Annotated in this window: 18 protein-coding genes and 1 pseudogene; 8 read left to right on the plus strand and 11 right to left on the minus strand. The window is 72.4% G+C overall.

Features of this window, described 5'->3' with window-relative positions; translation table 11 throughout:
• The 4 genes from ACFC02_RS18865 to ACFC02_RS18880 all read right to left on the minus strand — a co-directional run bounded on the left by ACFC02_RS18865 (position 1) and on the right by ACFC02_RS18880 (position 4,020).
• Positions 1 to 489, minus strand: coding sequence for a TIGR03618 family F420-dependent PPOX class oxidoreductase (locus tag ACFC02_RS18865; protein ID WP_376358050.1), 489 nt, complete (start codon positions 487 to 489; stop codon positions 1 to 3).
• Positions 490 to 687: 198 nt separating this feature from the next.
• Positions 688 to 1,758 carry an alkene reductase gene (locus ACFC02_RS18870; RefSeq protein WP_376358053.1) on the minus strand — a complete coding sequence of 357 codons (1,071 nt, stop codon included), beginning with the start codon at positions 1,756 to 1,758 and terminating at the stop codon, positions 688 to 690.
• 49 nt (positions 1,759 to 1,807) lie between these two features.
• On the minus strand, positions 1,808 to 2,458 hold the full coding sequence (locus ACFC02_RS18875; protein ID WP_376358056.1) for an SAM-dependent methyltransferase: 651 nt from the start codon (positions 2,456 to 2,458) through the stop codon (positions 1,808 to 1,810).
• Positions 2,459 to 2,517: 59 nt separating this feature from the next.
• A complete protein-coding gene (locus ACFC02_RS18880) occupies positions 2,518 to 4,020 on the minus strand; it encodes an MFS transporter (protein WP_376358059.1) in 1,503 nt (500 codons plus the stop codon).
• Positions 4,021 to 4,148: 128 nt separating this feature from the next.
• On the opposite strand from ACFC02_RS18880, the gene ACFC02_RS18885 reads away from it, so the two are divergent.
• Positions 4,149 to 4,718 (plus strand): cupin domain-containing protein, encoded by a 570-nt coding sequence (locus tag ACFC02_RS18885; RefSeq protein WP_376358062.1) that lies wholly within the window; start codon positions 4,149 to 4,151, stop codon positions 4,716 to 4,718.
• An 11-nt stretch (positions 4,719 to 4,729) separates the two neighbouring features.
• Here the strand turns inward: ACFC02_RS18885 and ACFC02_RS18890 are convergent, their stop codons facing one another.
• Positions 4,730 to 5,788, minus strand: coding sequence for an NAD(P)/FAD-dependent oxidoreductase (locus ACFC02_RS18890; RefSeq protein ID WP_376358065.1), 1,059 nt, complete (start codon positions 5,786 to 5,788; stop codon positions 4,730 to 4,732).
• A gap of 430 nt (positions 5,789 to 6,218) precedes the next feature.
• Positions 6,219 to 6,512: pseudogene (locus ACFC02_RS18895) on the minus strand (Tn3 family transposase); the annotation flags it as partial.
• On the opposite strand from ACFC02_RS18895, the gene ACFC02_RS18900 reads away from it, so the two are divergent.
• Both ACFC02_RS18900 and ACFC02_RS18905 read left to right on the plus strand, forming a co-directional pair.
• Entirely contained in the window at positions 6,454 to 6,807 is a 354-nt protein-coding gene (locus ACFC02_RS18900; RefSeq protein ID WP_376358157.1) for a hypothetical protein, read from the plus strand. The pseudogene ACFC02_RS18895 and the gene ACFC02_RS18900 overlap by 59 nt on opposite strands.
• Before the next feature lie 69 nt (positions 6,808 to 6,876).
• Positions 6,877 to 7,695 (plus strand): SAM-dependent methyltransferase, encoded by an 819-nt coding sequence (locus ACFC02_RS18905; protein WP_376358068.1) that lies wholly within the window; start codon positions 6,877 to 6,879, stop codon positions 7,693 to 7,695.
• Positions 7,696 to 7,845: 150 nt separating this feature from the next.
• On the opposite strand, the gene fusA is transcribed toward ACFC02_RS18905, so the two are convergent.
• Complete coding sequence (fusA, locus tag ACFC02_RS18910) at positions 7,846 to 9,948, minus strand: elongation factor G (protein ID WP_376358071.1); 2,103 nt, start codon at positions 9,946 to 9,948, stop codon at positions 7,846 to 7,848.
• Positions 9,949 to 10,346: 398 nt separating this feature from the next.
• The gene (locus ACFC02_RS18915) at positions 10,347 to 10,550 is read right to left on the minus strand and encodes a DUF397 domain-containing protein (protein WP_376358074.1); all 204 of its coding nucleotides are present in this window, start codon (positions 10,548 to 10,550) and stop codon (positions 10,347 to 10,349) included.
• A gap of 55 nt (positions 10,551 to 10,605) precedes the next feature.
• On the opposite strand from ACFC02_RS18915, the gene ACFC02_RS18920 reads away from it, so the two are divergent.
• Positions 10,606 to 10,854 carry an ATP-binding protein gene (locus ACFC02_RS18920; RefSeq protein ID WP_376358077.1) on the plus strand — a complete coding sequence of 83 codons (249 nt, stop codon included), beginning with the start codon at positions 10,606 to 10,608 and terminating at the stop codon, positions 10,852 to 10,854.
• A gap of 60 nt (positions 10,855 to 10,914) precedes the next feature.
• Here the strand turns inward: ACFC02_RS18920 and ACFC02_RS18925 are convergent, their stop codons facing one another.
• From ACFC02_RS18925 to ACFC02_RS18935, 3 genes are all read right to left on the minus strand, one after another.
• Positions 10,915 to 12,036, minus strand: coding sequence for an alpha/beta hydrolase (locus ACFC02_RS18925; protein WP_376358080.1), 1,122 nt, complete (start codon positions 12,034 to 12,036; stop codon positions 10,915 to 10,917).
• Between the two features lie 65 nt (positions 12,037 to 12,101).
• Positions 12,102 to 13,727, minus strand: coding sequence for a phosphodiester glycosidase family protein (locus ACFC02_RS18930; RefSeq protein ID WP_376358082.1), 1,626 nt, complete (start codon positions 13,725 to 13,727; stop codon positions 12,102 to 12,104).
• 288 nt (positions 13,728 to 14,015) lie between these two features.
• Positions 14,016 to 15,176, minus strand: a complete 1,161-nt coding sequence (locus tag ACFC02_RS18935) for a S1 family peptidase (RefSeq protein ID WP_376358085.1) — start codon at positions 15,174 to 15,176, stop codon at positions 14,016 to 14,018.
• 277 nt (positions 15,177 to 15,453) lie between these two features.
• On the opposite strand from ACFC02_RS18935, the gene ACFC02_RS18940 reads away from it, so the two are divergent.
• From ACFC02_RS18940 to ACFC02_RS18955, 4 genes are all read left to right on the plus strand, one after another.
• A complete protein-coding gene (locus tag ACFC02_RS18940; protein ID WP_376358087.1) occupies positions 15,454 to 16,392 on the plus strand; it encodes an N-formylglutamate amidohydrolase in 939 nt (312 codons plus the stop codon).
• Positions 16,393 to 16,604: 212 nt separating this feature from the next.
• Complete coding sequence (locus tag ACFC02_RS18945; RefSeq protein WP_376358090.1) at positions 16,605 to 17,456, plus strand: NmrA/HSCARG family protein; 852 nt, start codon at positions 16,605 to 16,607, stop codon at positions 17,454 to 17,456.
• Between the two features lie 201 nt (positions 17,457 to 17,657).
• Positions 17,658 to 18,206 carry a SigE family RNA polymerase sigma factor gene (locus ACFC02_RS18950; protein WP_376358093.1) on the plus strand — a complete coding sequence of 183 codons (549 nt, stop codon included), beginning with the start codon at positions 17,658 to 17,660 and terminating at the stop codon, positions 18,204 to 18,206.
• Positions 18,203 to 19,141, plus strand: coding sequence for a hypothetical protein (locus tag ACFC02_RS18955; protein ID WP_376358096.1), 939 nt, complete (start codon positions 18,203 to 18,205; stop codon positions 19,139 to 19,141). Before ACFC02_RS18950 ends, ACFC02_RS18955 begins: the two co-directional genes overlap by 4 nt.
• The last annotated feature ends 34 nt before the right edge of the window (positions 19,142 to 19,175 follow it).

The raw sequence follows: 19,175 nt of genomic DNA on the forward strand, positions 1-19,175 counted from the left end.
TCAGCCCAGCTCGGGCGCCCGCGGAATCCCGTACACCCGCTCGACGCGCAGGCGCAGCACCAGCCGGCGGTCACGCACCATCGTGGCGCGGAAGTCGTCCCAGTCGGGATGCTCGCCCTGGACGGCGCGGTACAGGCGGATCAGCTCCTCGACCGTGTCGTCGTAGGCGCCCGCGGCCACGGGCGTCAGCTCGGCAGTGCCCTCGGCGACCGTGTAGGCGCGGCGGTCGGCGCTGGTGACGTGGTACGAGGCCCGCGGGTCGCGGCGCAGGTTGCGGGTCTTGGCTCGGTCGTCGGTGACCGACACGCGCAGGACGCGCCCGTCCGGGTCGTAGGCGTGGCTGACGTTCGACAACTGCGGCCGGCCGTCGCGCCGGAGGGTGACCAGCACGCCCGCGTGCCCTTCGGCGAGCAGGGCGAGCAGGGCGGCGTCCGGTGCGGGGGCGGCGTCCCGGGTGTTCTCCCGGACCTCCCCGGATTCCTGCGTCATACCCGGGTCAACCAGCGCGGGTCGTCCTTGCATTCCCGGGACGAGCGGTGACAGGCGGTGCACGGGGGCTAGCAGTGGTCATTCCGCCAGTGGACCGGCCTTGGGGCCAACGGAACAGCCATTGGCGCCAAGCACTTGATCTTGGTCCCTGGGTCGCCTAGGTGAGCCTGAAAGGGGCCATGGAGTGAGGTCGGCACCCTACGCCGAATGCGGGTAGTCGGTGTAGCCACGGTGGTCGCCGCCGTAGAAGGTGGTGCTGTCGGGCTGGTTGAGCGGGGCTCCGGTCTGCCAGCGCTGTACCAGGTCGGGGTTGGCGATGAAGGCACGCCCGACCGCGACAAGGTCGGCCTGTCCGGTGGTGACCAGTTCCTGTGCGGCGGTGACGTCGGTGACCGGGTCCCAGCCGTTGCTGACGATGTGGGAACCGCCGAAGCGCTCTGCGAGGTCGGTGAGCAGCGGGGAGGCGGGGTCGCCGATGGTGTGCAGGTAGGCCAGGCCCATCCCGGACAGCGCGTCGACGAGGGTGCGGTACGTGGCCGCGGTGCGGCGGGGGTCGGTCTCCAGCGCGCCGTGGAGGTTGATGGCGGGGGAGATGCGGATGCCGACGCGTTCGCTGCCGATGGCGTCGCTGACGGCCTGTGCCACCTCGATGACGAAGCGGGCGCGGGCCTGGGGGGAACCGCCGTAGTGGTCGGTGCGCTGGTTGGTGGAGGGGGCGAGGAATTGGTGCAGGAGGTAGCCGTTGGCGCTGTGCAGTTCGATGCCGTCCAGGCCGGCGTCGGTGGCGGCGCGGGCGGCGCGGGTGAATTCGTCGATGACGGCGGGGATCTCGCCGGTGGTCAGGGCGCGTGGGGTGGGGTGGGGCTGGGGGCCGACGGCGGTGAACATCTCGCCCGGTGCGGCGATCGCACTGGGGGCGACGGTTTCGGCCTGGTGCTTGTTGTCGGGGTGGGAGATGCGTCCGGCGTGCATGAGCTGGGCCACGATTCGGCCGCCCGCCTGGTGCACGCCGGCGGCGACGGTGCGCCAGGCTTCGATCTGTTCGCTGGTGTGCAGGCCGGGTGAGTTCATGTAACCCTGTCCGACCGCGCTGGGCTGCACCCCTTCGGTGACGATCAGTCCGGCGGTGGCCCGCTGGGTGTAGTAGGTCGCCATGAGGCTGGTGGGGATGCCGTCGGGGGTGGCCCGGTTGCGGGTCATGGGGGCCATGACGATGCGGTTGTTCAGCGTCCACTTGCCCACCGTGACGGGCACGAAGAGGTCAGTCATGAAGGTATCTCCTGAAGGGGGTTGTGCAGTGTGCGTGGGGTGCGGAAGGTCAGGCGAGGCGGCGTACGGCAATGACCGTGTCGGTGACGGTCGCGGTCTGTCCGCCGGGGCCGGTGGCCACCCGTTGCGGGGTGGCCAGGCGCTGGGGTGTCCACCGCGCCGTGTCGAGGGCGAGTTCGTCGTAGATGTCTTCCGGGCTGGGGAAGCAGGTGTCGGGATCGGTGTTCCAGGCCCAGGGGCGTACCGAGCCGTGGTCGACGAGCAGGAGGATCCCGCCGGGAGTGAGCGCGTGTGCGGCGCGGCGCAGGACGCTGGCACGCGGGAAGGCGTAGGGGGTCTGCAGGTACTGGGCCGAAATGAGGTCGAAAGTGCCGGCGGGGAAGGTCTCTGCCAGGTCGTGCTGTTCGGTGCGCACACTGTTCCCGAGGCCGTTTCGGGCGGCGAGCCGGCTGGTGCGCTGCAGGGCGGTGGGGGCGATATCGACTGCGGTGACGTGCCATTCGTGGGTGGCGAGCCAGAGGGTGTCTCCGCCTTCGCCGCAGCCCAGGTCGAGGGCGTGGCCGGGTGTGAGGTGCCGGGCCGTCTCGGCGAGCAGAGGATTCGCGGTGTCCTTCCAGGCGCTGTCCTTGCCGCGGTAGAGCTGCTCCCAGAAGCTGGCAGCATCGTTGGCGGCATGGATTTCGCGGATGCACTCGTTCATCACGTGTGCCTCTCCTTCGGATAACTCCGTGGCGGATTGGGGTGAGGGCTCGGGTGGGCTCAGTGGCCCGGGTCGGGTGCGGCCGCCTCGCTGGCCGTGCTCTTGGGGCTCTTCACCAGGGCGAGTAGTGCGACAACGGCGGCTGCCAGGAGAGCGCCCGCCACGATGAACGCGATGCGGTAGCCGTGGAGGTAGGCCTCCAACTGCACGGCCCGGGGGGCCTGCCCGGGGCTTTCGCTGCGGGAGGTGAGGTAGCCGGTGACGGCGGAGACGTAGAGGGTGTTGAGCAGGGCGGGGCCCAGGGCAGCGCCGATCTGCTGGCTGGTGCTCAGGGCGGCGCTGGCGACACCGGCGTCGTGTGGATCAACGCCGGACAGGGCCACGTTGGGGCCGGCCAGGAAGAACAGGCCGACGCCGACACTGACGAGGATCTGGGTCGGGAGGACTTCGCCCGCGTAGCCGGACGCGGTGTCGAGTCGGGTGAGCCAGAACAGTCCCACCGTGGCCAGCGTGGTTCCTGCCGCCATCAGGGTCTTGGGGCCGAGGCGGGTGACCAGCGGGGCACCGAGGGTGGTGGTGGCGATGATGCCGACGCTGAAGGGCAGGAAGGCGCATCCGGCCCGCAGGGGTGTGTAGTGGAGGTTGACCTGCAGGAAGTAGGTCATGAAGAGGTTCATGCCGAACATGCCGGCACCAATGAGGATGTTGGCCAGGAGCACGCCGGCACGGGAGCGGTCGAGGATCACGCGCAGCGGGAGGAGCGGGTGGGCGCTGCGGTGCTCGACCACGACGAACGCAGTCAGAAGAACCACGGCGGCGGCCAGGAGCAGCAGTGCTGCCGGGGCGGTCCAGCCACCGCCGTCGGCGGCCTGGGCGAAGCCGTAGACGAGGGCGACGAGTCCGCCGGTCACCAGCACGGCTCCGGGGACGTCGTAGTGACGGTCACCCGCGGCGCGGCTTTCACGGATGCAGGGGAGGGTGGCGAGGGCTGCGGCCAGGGCGATGGGGACGTTGATGTACATGCACCAGCGCCAGCCCGCGTATTGCGTCAGCACACCGCCCAGCAGCAGCCCGACGGCACCGCCCCCGCCCTGGAACGCGCCGAAGACGCCGAAAGCCTTCGCGCGTTCCTCGGGGTCGGTGAAGGCCACGGTGATCAAGGAGAGGGCGGCTGGGGCCAGGAGGGCGGCGAAGGTTCCCTGCAGAGCGCGGGCTGCGAACAGGATGCCCGGGCCGGGGGCGAGGCCGCCGAGCATGGAGGCGGCGGCGAAGCCGAGCAGGCCGATGAGGAGGATCTTCTTGCGGCCGGCGAAGTCGGCGATGCGGCCGCCGAGCAGGAGCAGGCCGCCGAAGGCCAGTGCGTAGGCAGTGATCATCCACTGGCGGCTGGCGTCACTCATGCCGAGATCGCTCTGGGCCTGGGGCAAGGCAATGTTCACGATGGACACGTCGAGGACGACCATCAGGGTCGCAACGGACGCCACGATGAGCGTCATCCACCGATGGGGATCCGGCGTGGTGGGGCCGGGCGCCCTCTGGGCGTGGTGGGCGGGGCTGGTCATTGAAATCTCTCCTGAGCCGGAGCCGAAGACGGGGCGACGAGGCGGCGTGCGCCGTTGCATGGCCCGGAGGCTGGAACAAGTCGTGCCGAAGATGCAAACTCTCATGCTCTTTTGGCAAGGTGGGTGTCATGACGAACATCGATCGGGTCCTGACGGCGATCGGCCCGAGACTGCGGGCGCTGCGCCTGCAGCGCGGTATCACGCTGGCCGCCCTCTCTCAGACCACAGGGATCTCCGAAAGCACGCTCTCCCGGTTGGAGAGCGGCGGCCGCAAAGCGAACCTGGAGCTCCTGCTCCCCCTGGCCCACGTCTACCGGGTCCCCCTGGACGAGCTGGTCGGGGCGCCCGAGACGGGCGATCCGCGCGTGCATCTGCGGCCCGTCACCCGCGACGGCATGACCTATGTGCCACTGAGCCGCCACCCCGGCGGGCTGCACGCCCACAAACTCGTCATCAGCCCCAGCAGTGGCGAGCCTGAGCTGAACATCCACGAGGGCTACGAGTGGATCTACGTGCTGGACGGCCGGCTGCGCCTGCTCCTCGGCGAGCGCTCCCTGCTCCTCACGCCAGGTGAAGCGGTGGAATTCGACACCCATGTGCCCCACTGGCTAGGCGCCGACGACGATCAGCCGGTGGAGCTGTTGATCATCTTCGGCAAGCAGGGCGAGCGGGCCCACCTCAGGGCCCGCCCCGCCTGACCGCATCGCGGTCACTCCGTACCGGGCAGCAGGGAGTCGAGGCCGTGCCGCCGTTCGCCCAGCACACGCTCGGTGGCCTGCGCCTCGATTGCGGTGCTGAAGTCCTCACGCGGGGCAGCGCGCCGGCGTGCAAGGGCCTCGTCAGTGTCGGCCTTGACGAGGTCGGCGTTGATGGCCGCCGCGGCCGTCGCACCGCCGGCCTGCGCCTGGACGAGCCCGGCCATCACATCGGTGACATTGCCGGCCACCCAGACGCCGGGGACATCCGTTGCGCCGCCGGGATCGGATGGCACATAGGTGCCGACGCCCATTGGGTGCGGCGCCGGGCCTACGCCGAGACCGGCCAGGACTTCGCCCTGCGCGAGGAACTGCGGGGCCACCGCCAGGGAATGCACGGGGACCACCAGCTTCGAGGAGAGCCGGACGCCTCGGAGCGTGTCGTCCACGACCTCCAGGCCGGTCACCTCTCCCTGCACAACCTCGATGTCGCGGGCCGCCAAGCGCTCCCACTGCTCCTCTTCAGGCTCCGGCGCCGTGTGCAGGAAGAGCGTCACCTGGCTGGACCACTGGCGAAACAGCAGCGCCTGATGGACTGAGGCTGCACTTGTGCTGAGCACGCCGATCGACGTGTCCCGCACTTCCCACCCATGGCAGTAGGGGCAGTGCAGCACGTCTCTTCCCCACCGCTCGCGTAGCCCCGGCACCTGCGGCAACTCGTCCACCAGGCCCGTGGTCACCAGCAGCCGCCTGGCCCGGAAGCTTGCACCGCTCTGCGTGCCGACGACGAAGAGCCCTTCCACGCGCATGGCGTGCGTGGCACGGTCGGAGAGCACCTGCCCGCCGTACCGGCTCACCTCGGCCCGCCCAGCACGCAGCAGGTCCAGCGGCGCCACCCCGTCACGCGAAAGCAGGCCGTGAGCCGCAGCGGCGGGGGCGTTGCGGGGCTCCCCCGCATCCAGCACCAGCACCGAACGTCGGGCCCGCGACAGGGTCAGCGCCCCTGACAGACCGGCCACACCGCCGCCAATCACGACTACATCGAATACGCCGGAATCCACTTTGCCGTTCATGCGGCACACAGTGCGGCGCTCCGGCAGAGGAAGCAATCCCTCTTGCCGGTCCGGCAAGGCAAGAGCCATTTTTCGCGTTTTACATATTCAGCCGGCGCGGCGCCTCGCCGCGAGTAGAGGAGGCAAGACACCACAGGGAGACACTCCCGAGGCCAATGTCTCGAACAGTCTTTCGCATTGGCCGGGCGACGGAACGGATGATCAGGGCCAAGCCGGCCTGAACCCGCCGCTCACCGTGCCGCCCGCACTCTCCTGGCGTTGCCTCTTCCCGGGTGAGCTCAACTTCGCCCGCGCCTACGTCATCCCCGTCGGCTGACCGACCCCCGCGCGTTGGGGTGTCCGCACTCGGCCCCGGCGACGCCCTTCCCCCGTGGGGCGCCGCCGGGGCCGAGCGCCGTCCAGACCCGGCTCACTCCTCCTGGCCGTCGTCGTCATCATCGAGGTCGACGACGGCGAGCAGGTGCAGGTTCTTGGCGATCCGCCCGTACTCGGCGAACGCCTGCCCCAGCGGGGTGGGGTGGCCTGCGCGGCCGAACATCCGCAGCAGGTCGTAGGCCCTGACCTGGACCAGCCGAGTCGCCATCAGGATCTCGAACAGGTCCAGGGCGTCGTCGATCGCCTTCGCCTCCAGGTGGCGCATCACCGCGGTCGACGACGTCGCCGGGGTGCTCCTCGTCCGGCGCGAGCGGCGTGCCGCCGACCCGCTGCTGCCGCCGGACGTCATCGGCTCGGCCGCCGTCGGTTCGGCCGCCGTCGGTTCGGCCGCCGTCGGTTCGGTGGTGGCCGTCCTGGTGGCCGCGTCGGCGGCACTGTCCGGCACCCCGTGCGTCGCCACGTACGTCCTCCAGGACACTCTGGGACTCGACCCGTTCCGGAGCGCGCTGCACAGCCTGCCGCCGGCGGCACTGACGGTGCTCGCGGCGCTCCTCACCCCGGTGCTGCCGCGCCGGGCGGGGCCCGCCGGACGACGGGGACCGCGATGGCCGTTCTCGCGGGCCGTCGGCGGCATGCCAAGATGATGTTCTGACAGTCACTCACCACGGTGCACACGGTGGCGGGGTGCGAGCCCAGGACGGAGCCAGGCAGCGATGACCTCCCCCAGCAGCGGCGACAGCCGCGCCCTCGCGTACGAGATGGACACCAGCAAGCCCCACCCGGCCCGCATGTACGACTACTTCCTCGGCGGCAAGGACAACTACGAGGTCGACCAGGAGGCCGCCGAGCAGTTCATGAAGGTGGCCCCCGAGGTGCGGGCGGGGGTCCTCGCCAACCGGCGCTTCATGCACCGCGCCGTGCGGCACGTCGTCGCCGAGGGCGGCGTCCGGCAGATCCTCGACATCGGCACGGGTCTGCCCACCGAACCCAACGTGCACCAGATCGCCCGCTCCATCGCCCCCGAGACCCGCATCGCCTACGTGGACAACGACCCGATCGTCAGCACCCACTCGATGGCCCTGCTGGACGGCACCGGAACCTCCGTGATCCTGGGCGACCTGCGCGACCCCCGCGCCGTCCTGGACCACCCCGACGTGCGCCGGGTGATCGACTTCGGCGAACCGGTGGCGCTGCTCCTGGTGGCCGTCGTGCACTTCCTGGCGGACGCGGACGACCCAGAAGGCGTCATGGCCACCCTGCGCGACGCGCTGCCCACCGGCTCGTACCTCGTCCTGTCGCACGCGACGGGCGACGTCCACGAGGACCGGCGCGCGGACGCGGCGGCCGTCTACCGGCGCGCCACCGCCTCCCTGAACCTCCGCCCGCACGCCGGGGTGCTGGACTTCTTCGGCGACTTCACGCTGGTCGAGCCGGGCCTGGTGAAGGTCACGGACTGGCGCCCGGACGAGGCCCCCCAGTCCGGGGCGGCGCCGATCGGCATCTACGGCGGAGTGGGCCGCAAGGACCGCTGAGCCCGCGGGAGGCCACCGCGTCCGCCGGGGGCTGCCGCGACCGCCGGAGGTCGCCACGACCGCAGGTCCGCCGCGGCCCGGTTCCCCGTGCGCGCCCCTGCGGGTTCCCCCTCCCGTCCACCGGGAGAGGGGAACCCGCAGGGCTGTGGATCACCGCCGGGCCGGTGCCGGACGCGCCCCCGTCCCTGCCTCGGACGCGGGGCCGGCGCCGGGCGCCGGGGCGAACGCGTACCCGGCGGGCCGGGTGGTGAACGTGCCCCGGCCCTGGGTCCGGCCGCGCAGCCGGGTCGCGTACCCGAACAGCTCGGCCAGCGGCACGGTGGCGGTGACCTGTGCCGTGCCCGCGCGCACGGCCTGCCCTGACACCCGTCCGCGCCGCGCCGCCAGATCACCGAGGACCCCGCCCACGGCCACCTCCGGAACGCTCACCGTCACCTCGGCGACCGGCTCCAGCACCCGCATCGCACAGGCGCGCAGCGCCTCCCGCAGCCCGCGGCGCCCGGCCGTGCGGAAGGCCGCCTCCGAGGAGTCCTTCACGTGGGTGGCCCCGTCGGTCAGCGTGACGCGCAGCCCGGTCACCGGATGCCCGCCCAGGGGCCCCTCGGCCAGGGCGTCACGGCACCCGGCCTCGACGGCACGGACGTACTCCTGCGGCACGCGACCGCCGACCACGGCGGAGCGGAACGAGAACCCCCCGCCGCCTGCCACCGGCTCGACGTCCAGGACGACGTGCGCGAACTGCCCCGCTCCGCCGTCCTGTCTGACGTGCCGGTAGACCGCCCCGGACACCCCGCGCACCACGGTCTCGCGCAGCGCCACCCGCGGCCGTCCGACCCGGACATCGAGCGTGTGCGTCCGCCGCAGCCGCTCCACGGCCACGTCCAGGTGCAGTTCCCCCATGCCCGACAGCAGGGTCTGCCCCGTCTCGGCGTCGGTCCGCACACCCAGCGAGGGGTCCTCCTCGGTGAGCCGGGCGAGCGCCGAGGCGAGCCGGCCGGAGTCGGTGCTCCGGCAGGCCTCGACGGCCACCGAGACGACGGGCTCGGCGGCCCCGGGCGGTTCGAGCAGCAGCGGCGCACCGGGATCGCACAGCGTCGAGCCCGCGCGGGCGCCCTTCAACCCGACCACGGCGACGATGTCCCCGGCGAACGCGCGCTCCAGCGGCGTCTGCCGGTCGGCCTGCACGCGCAGGATGCGCCCGACCCGCTCGGTGCGCCCTGCGGTCGCGTCCCACACGGTCGCTCCCTTCTCGATGGTCCCCGAATACACCCGCAGACAGGTCAGCCGCCCCGTGCCGGTGGCGTTCACCTTGAAGGCGAGCGCGGCGAAGGGTGCCGCCGGGTCGGCCGTCCGCTCCTGCTCCGCGCCCTCGTACGTGCCCCGCACCGCGGGTACGTCGAGCGGCGAGGGCAGGTGGGCGACGACGGCGTCGAGCAGCGGCTCGATCCCCCGGTTGCGGTAGGCCGAGCCGCACAGCACGACTACGCCGTCGCCGGTGCGGGTCAGCTCGCGCAGCGCCGCGTCGAGGGTGGCGGCGGTCAGCGTCTCCCGCGCGCAGAACTCCTCCAGCGCGCCGGGATGACGTTCGGCGACGGCCTCTTCGAGCATCCGGCGCCGGGCGGCGGCCCGCGCACGCAGGTCGTCCGGCACGGGGACGACGTCGGCGCTGTCGCCGCCGTCCGTCCAGACGAGAGCGCACATGCGCACCAGGTCGACGACACCGCGGAAGCCGCCCTCCGCCCCGAGGGGCAACTGCACGACCAGCGGGACGGGATGCAACCGCTCGCGTACGGACGCGACGGCCGCGTCGAGATCCGCCCCGGCCCGGTCCATCTTGTTCACGAACACGATCCGCGGCACCCCGTGCCGGTCGGCCTGCCGCCACACCGACTCGCTCTGCGGCTCCACCCCGGCGACCGCGTCGATCACGGTGACCGCCCCGTCCAGCACCCGCAGTGAGCGCTCCACCTCGTCGGCGAAGTCGACGTGCCCGGGGGTGTCGATCAGGTTGATCCGGTGCCCCTCCCAGCCACAACTGACGGCGGCCGAGGAGATGGTGATGCCCCGCTCCCGTTCCTGCGGGTCGAAGTCGGTGACGGTGTTCCCGTCGTGCACCTCACCTCGCTTGTGGGTGGCGCCGGTGGCGTACAGGATCCGCTCGGTGACGGTCGTCTTGCCCGCGTCGATGTGGGCGAGGATGCCGATGTTGCGGATGGCGCGGATCGCCGGGAGGGGGTTCAGGTTGTTGCGCACGGCCCGTGGCCTTTCGGGATGTTCCGGAAAAGGGCGGCGCGATCTTCCGTACGAGGACACACACGTTCGGCGAACGGGTTCTGATGCTGGTCCGCTTCCGGGTCGACTCGAACCCGGTTCAGTTCCTCGGCACGGACATCCGGCACCGGCCGCGCAGCGGGCGCCGGAGGCCGCAGGACACCAGGATCACCTCGGACCGCGACGGGGGAACGACGACGACAGCGGTACGGTCACGCATGGTCGGCCCCCCTCGGTGTGCACGGTGGGCGCGCTCAGGAGGAGCGCGCGGTCGGGGATGAGTCTAGGGAAGGACGGACCGCCGGACACGGGGTTTTCCGGCGGAGTCGGGGCCCGGCGCGGCGCGCGCACCCGGCCCCTGCGGTGGGACGTCGGCCGGCTCAGCGGCCGGCGGCCATTCCCACGAAGCCGGCCCAGGCGACGGGGCCGAACGACAGCCGCGCTTCTGCGGGCCGCTTCGAATCGCGGACGTGGACGGCGTTCCCTATGGAAGCAACTTCCATGCATTCACCACCGCCGCCGGTGCTGTAGCTGCTCTTGAACCAGGCAGCTTCCGGCACAGCGGGTGCGACGCTGACGCTCATGACTCTCCCAATTGCGTTGCGGTCATGCACTCACCGTGGCGCCTTGTGGCATAGCGTGACCAGTGGTGACGCGCTCACCGCGGCGGCGGCCACCTGCACCGTACGGATCGAGGTCACCGACACCCGCGGGGAGCGCCTGACGCACCGGGCCGCCGCTCCCGTGCCGGGGGACGAGCCGCGTGACAGCGGACGCGGACTGGTCCTCGTCGACGCCCTGGCCGACCGGTGGGGTTGGACGCCCCGCGCCGACGGGGGCCCCGGCGAGACCGTCTGGGCACAGTGCACCGCCCTTCACCTGAGGTGAGGCGAGCACCGGCCCGGGACGGGCCGGGCCGCCCGAAGCCGGCTCCGCGCGGGGACCGGTTCAGGCCGCGACCCGCAGCGCGCCCAGCAGCATCGGCAAGGACGCGTGCAACTCCCGTTGCCAGTAGGCCCAGCCGTGGGTTCCCGGGCCGTAGAAGTGGGTGGTGACGTGCCGGGCGCCCACGCGTTCGAGTTCAGCGGCCAGGGCATGGTTCTGCCGGTTGAAGTCGGCCTCCAGGGCGCTGGTACTGCCCGGTGGGTCCAAGGGGCCCGTGGTGCCGTCGCCGCAGGACAGGTAGACGGGGATCGACCTGAGACGCCCGGCCAGGTGGAAGGGGTCGTGGGCCTGCCAGACGCGGCGCTGTGCGACGGGGTCGCCCCAGACCCGTAGGGGATCGTCGCCCTGGCCGGCGAAGAAGCCCATGATGCGGTCGACCGACTCGTCGTTCAGCAGCGGATGGGCCGAGCCGGAGTAGGCGGCGGTCGCCCTGAACATGCCGGGGTGCCGGGCGGCGTAGAGCAGGGCGCCCTGGCCGCCCATCGACAGGCCCGCCACCACGCGGTCGCTGCCCGCGCCCCAGTCGTGCTCCAGGAGGTGGCGCAACTCCACGGTGTGGAAGGTCTCCCAGGCCGGGTCGCCACCCCGGCCGTGGTTCCACCAGTCGCTGTACCAGCCGTTCCAGCCCGCTTCCGGCATGACGACGAGGACACGGCGCAGGCTGTCGATCCGCGCCACGTCGGTCATGGCGGTCCACGAGGTGTAGTCCCCGCAGCAGCCGTGCAGGAGCCAGAGGGTCGGCCAGTGCCGGCGGCGGTCGGCGGGGTTCCAGCCGTCGGGGGTGAGGAGGCGGACCTTGACCGTCCGGCCGCCCAGGGCCGCCGAGCGGACCGACAGGTCGACCTGCCGGTCCGCGACCGGCGTGACCGCCACGACCCGGGCGCCGCGCGGGTGCGGGTCGCGGGACGTGCCGGCGGCCCCACCCGCGGCGGGCGCCGCCGCACCTCCCGCGGGAAGCGCGGCGGCGGACGCAGGGGCCGTCGGTGCGAGGGCGGACAGAGCGAGGAGGACGGCGGAGAGGGCCCCCAGGACACCCGGTCGGAGGCGGGACAGGACAGACCGGACGGCTGTCGTCGTCACGTTGGTGGGCACGGCGGCTCCCTGCGGTGGGGTTCGTCGCTGCATGAACGGTTCTTCGAATGCTTCGAACGCTTCGAATGCCTCGAACGCGTCGGACACTTCGGGTGAGGTCAGTGCCTGTGCGGCAGGATCAACAGGGCGTCGCCCACCGGGCGTTCGCCGGTGGCGTCGGACGGTGCGTTGAGGACCTTGCCGTCGGCCACCATGGTGGTCGAGCCGCCGCCGTCGAGGTTGACCGCGTCGCGCAGCCCGAGCGCCTTGGCGACCTCGGCGCCCTCGGCGATGCTGAGGCCGAGCGCGGCGGTACTGCGTCCGTCGGCGGTGACGAGCACCGTACGCCCGGCGGCGTCCACCCCGGCCAGGGTGCGCGGATTGCGCTTGTGCACCCAGCCGTAGTACCAGCTCGGGTCGCCCGGGTGCACCATGCCGTCGGTGGCCGGGGTGACGTGGACCCTGCCGTCGCGCAGCAGTTCGGGACCCGCGTTCACGATGTCGGTGCTGGGCGAGGGTGAGACCCGGTGCCCCTGCCGGTCGCGCAGGGTCGTCGTGACACTCAGGTGGCCGCCCGCACGGGCCAGGCCGGTCAGCTCGGCGACGCGACGGCCGGTCGCCTGGACCGAGCTGCCGCCGGACGGGAGCGGCCCGCCGCGCGGCGAACGCAGCTCGACGACCCGGTGATGGGCGTCCAGTACGGCCTCCAGCCCCGGCCCCTGCGGCGTACTGCTCCCGAAGTCGGTCGTGAAGGCCACGAGTTCGTCGGGATTGGTGCAGGTGACGTCGTGCAGCGGCGCGGAGGTCGGGAGGTCGCCCGGGTTGCCGCCGCAGTTCCTGATCAGACCCGGCACCCGGTTGATGCCGCTCAGCCCCAGCGAGGCGCCCCGGCCCGTGACCCGGCCCTGCCACGTGAGCCGGGCGATCTCCGTCCCCCGCCCGTTGTCGTGCACCACCAGGCTCGGGCGCCCGCTCACCGGTTCGCTCAGCAGGCGCCCGTCGTACACGCCCACGCCCGCCGGGTCCCCGGGTGCGCCCGCGGCCGGGTCCAGGACGAAGAAGCCCGCGTTGACCGCCGCGGTCGCACCCGCCGCCTGCGACAGCCGGCTGGTGGTCTCGCGGCTCTCCAGGTCCGGCCCGTACGACGCTTCGAGGCCGCCGTGGAACCGGTGCGGGTCGATGGTGAGCACGTCGACGTGCCAGGGCCCCCTGGCCGAGGAGTCGCCGTCCCAGCCGGTGTACACGGCGGATCCCGTGTACCCGGCCGACCGCAGCCGGGTCCGTTCGGCCGTCGCCGCGGACTGCGAGCCGAACGATCCGACGCGCACCCGCCACCCGAGGGTGCCTCCCGCGTAGTCGGCCGCCTTCGGCGTGACCACCTCCTCCGCGCGGGCCGGGAAGCCGTGCTGTTCCAGGCGTGCGGCCAGCTCCTTCGCGCTGGCCTCGTCCTTGAGGACGGCCGGCGGTGCGTCCGGGTCGGGCGAGGTCGCACCGCCGGGGATGGACACCTCGACCGTCCAGCTGAGCGCCGGGGCGTCCTCGCCGCGCACGATGCGGGTGAGGGTGACGCCCGGTTGCAGGGTCGTCGTGGTACGGGTCTCGGTCAGGCCGGAGGGGCCGAGGGGCAGCACGTGCCCGCTCTGCCGGGGGCCCGGAGGCGCGGCCGACGACGCCTGCGCCGGCAGTGCGCCGAACGTGACGAGGACGCCGAGCACGACACCCGCACCGCACACTCTCTTCTTCACTCTGCACCGCCTGTGGGAAGGGACGTCGAAGATGTGGCAGAAGTTCGTCGGAACGGCCCTTCCCCACGGCGGTCACGACCATGCGCGCCGCCGGACACCGGTCGGCCCAGGTGTCGATCCACAGTCACGGCTGGGCACCGTGCCGTACCGGTCCGCGTACCGGCCCGCGAACCGGCCCCCGTACCGGCCGGGGGCGGTACGGGGGTTCGCCGGTACGACAGGCACGACACGGCACGACACGGCGTCCCGCCGCTCTCGGCGGCCCCGCATGGTGCGGGTGGGCTCACCTCATGTCGTGTGCAGCGTCAGCCCGTACCGTCCCAGGATCTCGTTGACCGGCTGGTACCAGGTCTCGCCGCCCGAGGTGCAGTTGCCCCAGCCGCCCGAGGTGACGCCCTGGGCCTGGTCACCGCTGATGAACGAGCCGCCCGAGTCGCCGGGTTCGGCGCAGACGTTGGTCTTCGTCATCTGGTGGACGGCGCCCTCGCTGTAGTTGACCGTCTCGTTCTTGGCGAGGACGGTGCCGCAGTGCCAGTGCGAGGTCGAGCCCGAGCGGCAGATCGACGCGCCGATCGGGGCCTCGGCCGAGCCGCGGACCAGCTGGTCGGAGACGGTCCCCCAGCCGAGCACGACCGGCACGGTCCACCAGCCGCTGCCCACGCTGACCCAGGCGTAGTCGTTGTCGGGGAAGGACGAGCCCTGGAAGGTGCCCACGTAGGAGTGGTCCCAGCCGCTGACGCCCATGCCGGGCCGGCCGCAGTGCCCGGCCGTGACGAAGCCGCCGTACACGGAGAAGCCGATGGAGCAGCGGACGTTGCCCGTGTAGTACGGGTCGCCGCCGACGGTTCCGGCGGCCAGGGTGCGCGGGGCCTGGCGGGTCTCCTCCACGGTCACCGGGCCGGCGGCGCGGGCGCGGGTCAGGAACTTCCTGACATCGTTGTCGTCCTTGTGTGTGGCGACCACCGTGACGGTGACCGAGCCGGCGCGCGGGTCCACGTGCCAGCCGCTGATGCCCTTCGGGGCACGCAGGGCGTCCAACTTGGCCTTGACCGCGTCCAGTTGGCGTTCCGTGTGGCTCGCGCGGACCACCTGGGCCCCGGTGGCCTCCACCACCGAGCGGTGCGTGTCGTCGGTGAGGGCGACCACCAGCGCCTCGCGCTTCGGGTCGAACCACGAGCCGCCGTACGTCCCCGCGGCGGCCTTGCGGGCGGCCTGTTCGACCGTGCGCGCCGAGGCCTCCGCGGCGAGGCGGGCGGACGCTTGGCGTTCCGTCAGGTGCAGGTCGTGCCGGAGGGCAGAGACGAGGGCCGCGGAGGCCGGGGCGCCGGCGGCGGGGGTGGTGCGGGAGGGGGTGGCGGCGGTCGCGCTGCCGCCGCTCAGGCCCGCGGCGGCGGTGGCGAGCAGGACCGCACCGGTCAGGGCGGCGCGCAGAACTGTCGTGCGTCTCATGTGCGTTGCTGCCTTTCGTCGTTCCGGTCACCAGGGGACACGTCGTCCCGGTGACGGTGGGGGTGGAGCGGAAGGGCATGCGGAGTGAGAGCGCTCTCAAAGGGGGTGCACGGAAGAGGGTAGCCGGGGATATAGATCAGGTCCATGCCAAGTTCATTGCCTCGTCGAGAACTTCCCGGCGTACGATCCGCGACGACCCAGCGCGCCGCGCCGCGCTCCGCAACGACACGCGACGCCGGCCGCACGGCAGGTCACACGCGCGATGAGGACACCGCAGATGAACGACCCGTCCCCCGTCTTCGAGCACTCGTCCCCCGCTTCCGAGCGCTCCTCCCCCGCCCTCGAGCACGCGTCGCCCTCCGAGGAGCACTCGTCCCCCTCCTACGAGTACCTGCCCGGCTCGCCGGACTCCCCCGTCGTCCTCCACGTCCCGCACTCCTCGCGGGCCGTCCCGGCCGACGTACGAGGCGGCATCACGCTCGACGACGACGCACTCGCCCGTGAACTGGACCACATCACCGACGCGCACACCGCGGACATCGCAGCGGCCGCCGCCGAGCGCTGCGCCGTCACGCCGTGGCGGTTCGTGAACCGGCTCTCGCGGCTGGTGGTCGATCCCGAGCGCTTCCCTGACGAGCGCGAGGAGATGCTGGCCGTTGGCATGGGTGCCGTGTACACGCGGACCACGCACCGGGGGGAACTGCGGCCGGCCGCGTTCGACGGACGCCCGCTCGTCGAACGGTACTTCCGGCCGTACGCCGCCGCGATGACCGACGCGGTCGGCGAACGGCTGGCGGCCATGGGGCGGGCAGTGATCATCGACGTGCACTCGTACCCGGCCGAACGGCTCCCCTACGAGCTGCACGGCGACGGACCGCGTCCCCCCGTCTGCCTGGGCCACGACGTCTTCCACACCTCCGCCGACCTGCTGGACCGGGCCGAGCAGGCCTTCGAAGGGGTCGCGGCGATGTTCTCCGAGGCGTCCGCGGGGCGCGGAGGAACCGGAGTCAGGGGCGGCATCGGGATCAACAGCCCGTTCCAGGGCGCCTACGTACCGCTGAAGTACTACGGGGTCGACCGGCGGGTCGGCGCGTTGATGATCGAGATCCGGCGGGACGTGTACATGCGCGAGCCGGGCGGCCCGGCCGACGGCCCCGGGGTGCGGGCGCTCGCCGACGCGCTGGCGCGGCTCGTCGACGCCGTGAGTACGGTCTGAGACGGCCTGGGCCGCCGGAGGGGGACTGGTCGGCCCCTCCCCCCGGCCGGTCACGTGCACGCGGCCGGCGTCCTTGACTGTGCGTGCACGAGATCGAGTCCTTCAGCGCCCGTCTCGCGCGCGTCGGCTTCATGCACCGCCGTTCGTGACGGAAGGTTACCGCTGGGGCCGACTTCAGATGCGATGCCCCCGGTTGGGAAGGAAGTGCTTCCATGGTGGACGATCCGATCCTGGTGCTCGCCGCGACGGGCGGACAAGGCGGGGCCGTGGCCGACGCGCTGCTGAGCCGCGGGGCCAGGATCAGGGCGCTGGTCCGCGACCCCGGCCGGGAGTCCGCGCGGGAACTGGCCGGCCAGGGCGTCGACGTGGTGGCGGGCTCCCTGAGCGATCGCGAGTCGCTCGCCGCGGCGATGAGGGGGGTGGCCGGTGTCTTCGCGTTCACCACGCCGTTCGAGGCCGGTGTCGAGGCGGAGGTGGATCAGGGGCGGGCGATCCTCTCCGCCGCCACGCGGGAACGCGTTCCGCACCTGGTGTTCAGCTCGGTCGCCGGGGCCGACCAGGACAGCGGGGTACCGCATTTCGAGAGCAAGGCGCGCATCGAGGCAGAACTGGCCGCGGGTGATGTGCCGTACACGATCCTCGGGCCGACGTACTTCTTCGACAACGCGCTCGGTGGAGCCCGGCGCATCCTCGACGGCGTCCTCGACCTGCCGCTGCCGCCCGACCGGCCGTTGCAGCAGCTCGCCCGCCCCGACCTCGGCGCGTTCGCCGCGAAGGTGCTGCTCGACCCTTCTCCGTACGTGGGGCAGCGCATCGAACTGGCCGGCGACGCGCCCACGCCCTCGCAGATGGCGGCCGCGCTCGGCGCCACGCTCGGACGGGAGGTCCGCCATGAGTACGTACCGCTCTCGGCCATCGACAACGCCGACATGCACGCCATGTGGACGTTCCTGAACGGACCTGGCTATCGCGTTGACATCCCCGCCCTCCACGCGGCCCACCCGGAGATCCACTGGACCGGCTTCGCCGACTGGGCACACCGCACCTTGGCGAGCACACACTGAACCGACGGCCTCGAAGCGGAGTCCCCGGACACCGTCTCGGGAACCGGGCGGTGCCCCCACACCGACACTCCGCTGACGGTTGGAGTCGGCCCCGCTCGCCTGACCGATCGACGAGGCGTCGGATCCCGGGCGGATCCCGGGCGGATCCCAGGCAACCGAATCCGCCGGGACGGTGGTCTGGAGGGCGAGGGAGGGTGCTTGATGAAGGCCGAACAAGAGGACCGGTTCCAGGAGTTCGTCAGAGCGCGGTGGTCCCATCTCGTCCGGACCGCGTACCTGCTCACCGGCGATGTGCACCACGCCGAAGACCTGACGCAGACGGCGCTGGCCAAGGCGTACCGCTCATGGCGGCATGTCTCGCGCAGCGACAGTCCGGAGGCGTACGTCCGGCGGATACTGGTCAACTGCAACAGCGACCGGTTCCGCAAGCGGCGGGTGAGGGAGGCTCTCACCGCGGTGCCGCCGGAGGTGGCCGGGCGCGACGAGGCCGTCTCGTGGGCCGACGAGCGCAGTGTCCTGCTCGCGGCGCTGGCCGGGCTGCCGCCGAAGCAGCGGGCGGTGATCGTCATGCGGTACTGGGAGGACCTGTCCGAGGCCGAGGTCGCCGAGGTACTCGGCTGCTCGCCCGGCACGGTCAAGAGCCAGGCGTCCAAGGCGCTGGTGAAGTTGCGTACGAATGCGGGGCTTGCGCAGGTCGTGGACCGGCCTGCCCGCAGCCGAGCGGTGTCCGGGCAGGGAGGCAGCAAGTGAACGAGGGGCACGAGGAGCCGGGGACGGGAGCCGGCGGGGACTTCGAGGAGCAGCTGCGCGAGCTGCTCGCCGAGGACGCGCACACGATCCGGCCCGCGCCGGTGCCGTTCCCGGCGATCCGCCGCCGGGGCACGATCGAGCGGCGGCGCCGGGTGGCGGCGGTCGGGGCGGCCCTGGTGACGCTGGCGGCGCTGCCCGTGGGGGCGTACGCGCTGGCCGACGAGGGTACGGGCGGGAACACGGTGGCATCGGCACCTTCGGGCAGCGCCACGCCGCGGACGCCGGCGACGCCGTCCGCGGCGCCGACGGGGCCCGCGCGGCCGGCCACGGAGGATCAGCTCCTCGACGGGATCACCTTCAGGCAGGCGGTCGACGGGCTGGAGAAGTGCCTCGCGTACGACCGGTCGCACACAGGTGGTCCGTCCGGCCTCCGCACGGACCTGGGCGCGGCCGAGGAATACCGGATCATCCTGGCGATGAACAGCACCGGCGACTCCAACGCGCCCGGCAACGGCATGTACGTCGTCGCGGTGAAGGAGCGGCCGAAGGAGACCCGGCTGATCTGCACCGTCAAGGACGGCAAGGCGAAGGGCCTCAACACCGCTGTGGGCTCCGACGACGTGCCGGGCGCCGGCCCGGTGGTGGCCGACATCAACGGCGGCCGCCTCTACCAGCAGTCGGTCCTCGACCGCGGCAAATGGACGCTGCCGTTCCGATGGAGCGTGATCGGCACCGTCGAGCCGTCAGTGGCCCGGGTGACCGTCTCCTACGGCGGCGCCACCAGCCGGGCCGCCCTGGACCACGGCTGGTTCGTCACCTCCGGCGTCCTGGACCGGCAGGTCACGCTGGCCCCCCACATCAGGGGGTATGACGCCGACGGCAAGCTGGTCTACGACTCCGACGAGGACAAGACCTACGACAAGCGGCTGCCGTAGCGCCACCCGGCCGGGGCGGCGTGCAGGGGGCCGC

The organism is Streptomyces sp. NPDC056160, assembly GCF_042268205.1.
Taxonomy (GTDB): domain Bacteria; phylum Actinomycetota; class Actinomycetes; order Streptomycetales; family Streptomycetaceae; genus Streptomyces.

Excerpts from the sequence above, each read along its gene's own strand:
- ACFC02_RS18865 (WP_376358050.1), bottom strand. The coding sequence starts at position 489 with ATGACGCAGGAATCCGGGGAGGTCCGGGAGAACACCCGGGACGCCGCC.
- ACFC02_RS18870 (WP_376358053.1), bottom strand. The coding sequence starts at position 1,758 with ATGACTGACCTCTTCGTGCCCGTCACGGTGGGCAAGTGGACGCTGAAC.
- ACFC02_RS18875 (WP_376358056.1), bottom strand. The coding sequence starts at position 2,458 with ATGAACGAGTGCATCCGCGAAATCCATGCCGCCAACGATGCTGCCAGC.
- ACFC02_RS18880 (WP_376358059.1), bottom strand. The coding sequence starts at position 4,020 with ATGACCAGCCCCGCCCACCACGCCCAGAGGGCGCCCGGCCCCACCACG.
- ACFC02_RS18885 (WP_376358062.1), top strand. The coding sequence starts at position 4,149 with ATGACGAACATCGATCGGGTCCTGACGGCGATCGGCCCGAGACTGCGG.
- ACFC02_RS18890 (WP_376358065.1), bottom strand. The coding sequence starts at position 5,788 with ATGAACGGCAAAGTGGATTCCGGCGTATTCGATGTAGTCGTGATTGGC.
- ACFC02_RS18905 (WP_376358068.1), top strand. The coding sequence starts at position 6,877 with ATGACCTCCCCCAGCAGCGGCGACAGCCGCGCCCTCGCGTACGAGATG.
- ACFC02_RS18915 (WP_376358074.1), bottom strand. The coding sequence starts at position 10,550 with ATGAGCGTCAGCGTCGCACCCGCTGTGCCGGAAGCTGCCTGGTTCAAG.
- ACFC02_RS18925 (WP_376358080.1), bottom strand. The coding sequence starts at position 12,036 with ATGCAGCGACGAACCCCACCGCAGGGAGCCGCCGTGCCCACCAACGTG.
- ACFC02_RS18935 (WP_376358085.1), bottom strand. The coding sequence starts at position 15,176 with ATGAGACGCACGACAGTTCTGCGCGCCGCCCTGACCGGTGCGGTCCTG.
- ACFC02_RS18940 (WP_376358087.1), top strand. The coding sequence starts at position 15,454 with ATGAACGACCCGTCCCCCGTCTTCGAGCACTCGTCCCCCGCTTCCGAG.
- ACFC02_RS18945 (WP_376358090.1), top strand. The coding sequence starts at position 16,605 with ATGGTGGACGATCCGATCCTGGTGCTCGCCGCGACGGGCGGACAAGGC.
- ACFC02_RS18950 (WP_376358093.1), top strand. The coding sequence starts at position 17,658 with ATGAAGGCCGAACAAGAGGACCGGTTCCAGGAGTTCGTCAGAGCGCGG.